Raw genomic sequence first — 1220 nt, 5'->3', positions numbered from 1 at the left:
ACTGCTAATGATGTTGTTGTCAATATTCCAGCTAATAAGCTAATAAACAATTTTTTGTTAATTTTCATTGTAATTACTCCTTTATCCTTAAATTCTAATAGCTATCTGGTTAATTGTCTATTAAGGCTACCTTTACTGGACCAGGCAACCTAATATAAATATTAGTCGAAGTAGTGCTAAGCCAAATGGCTATCAGTTTTAAAAGATTTATAAAAAACTTCGTGAAAAATAAAGTGCGATCCTCGCATGCAAAAGAGACATACTAGACGTCTAGGCAATCCATTTGGATTGCCTTTTTGTATATCTACACTTTTGAAATCTACGTGTGCTTCTATGTTTTAATAAAACCCTCTTTACTCTTTTGAGGACTTCGTCCTGTTATTGATATATAATAATATATAGAAATATATAGTAATATATAGCAATATAAGAGAAATATATATGAAAGATATAAGAGAAATAATTGATATAATAGTACCTACAGCATCTAATAAAGAAGTAGCAAGATATAGAACAAGGATTAATTCGTATATAAAAAAATATAAGATAATATATAAAAAAGAAAATAGAAAAATGGTTCTTGATGAATCAGAAGCGAAGAAAGTCATTGCTCATTTTAAAAATGGTGAAGTAGGTTCTGCTAGATCAATTAGTAAAACTGATTACGTCAGACATTTGGAAGAAAAAGTAGCGAAACAACAAGAAGAAATTGATCAGCTTAATAATCGATATTTAAGTAAAATCGAGGAGCAGAATAAAGAGTTAAGAGAAGCTAATAGGGCTTTAGGAAAAAAGTTTGATCGGTTAATGCAGCTTATGAACCAACAACAACAGTTACATGGCAGAGACCAAAAGATAAAAGAGCAGGGCTCTTTAGAACGTAAGGAAAGAAACATTGATAATGAACTAAAAGAGCCAGTTCGAAAAAATGAACACTGGTGGCAAAAGATTTTTAAATAATTGGGCATAAGACCTTGAGGCATCTTAAGATCACTTCTAACTGACTTATAATCATTCGCTAACAATAGGGAACTTAATGTTTAAAAGTAACGTATTCAAAGTTATTTTGACAATAATTTCACCCACTATAATATTAATTTTCACTGTATTTTTTTAATAAGTAATCAATATTTCAAATGACTTGTAAGAGTCATTTTTTATTTTATCTTCTAGTTATTAATCTTTGAAAAACTTGATAATTTCATATTATAAAGCACAAA

Annotated in this window: 1 protein-coding gene; it reads left to right on the top strand. The window is 28.8% G+C overall.

Annotated features, from left to right (window positions below; genetic code table 11):
- The first annotated feature begins 441 nt into the window (after positions 1 to 441).
- On the top strand, positions 442 to 960 hold the full coding sequence (locus tag LDM92_RS09790; protein WP_038521150.1) for a hypothetical protein: 519 nt from the start codon (positions 442 to 444) through the stop codon (positions 958 to 960).
- Positions 961 to 1220 lie beyond the last annotated feature (260 nt).

The organism is Lactobacillus laiwuensis (assembly GCF_019972835.1).
Classification (GTDB): Bacteria; Bacillota; Bacilli; order Lactobacillales; family Lactobacillaceae; genus Lactobacillus; species Lactobacillus laiwuensis.
The sequence above is the reverse complement of the archived record's forward strand: the minus strand, read 5'-3'. Positions and strand labels throughout refer to the sequence as shown.

Coding starts and splice junctions, on each gene's coding strand:
- LDM92_RS09790 (WP_038521150.1), top strand. CDS start 442: ATGAAAGATATAAGAGAAATAATTGATATAATAGTACCTACAGCATCT.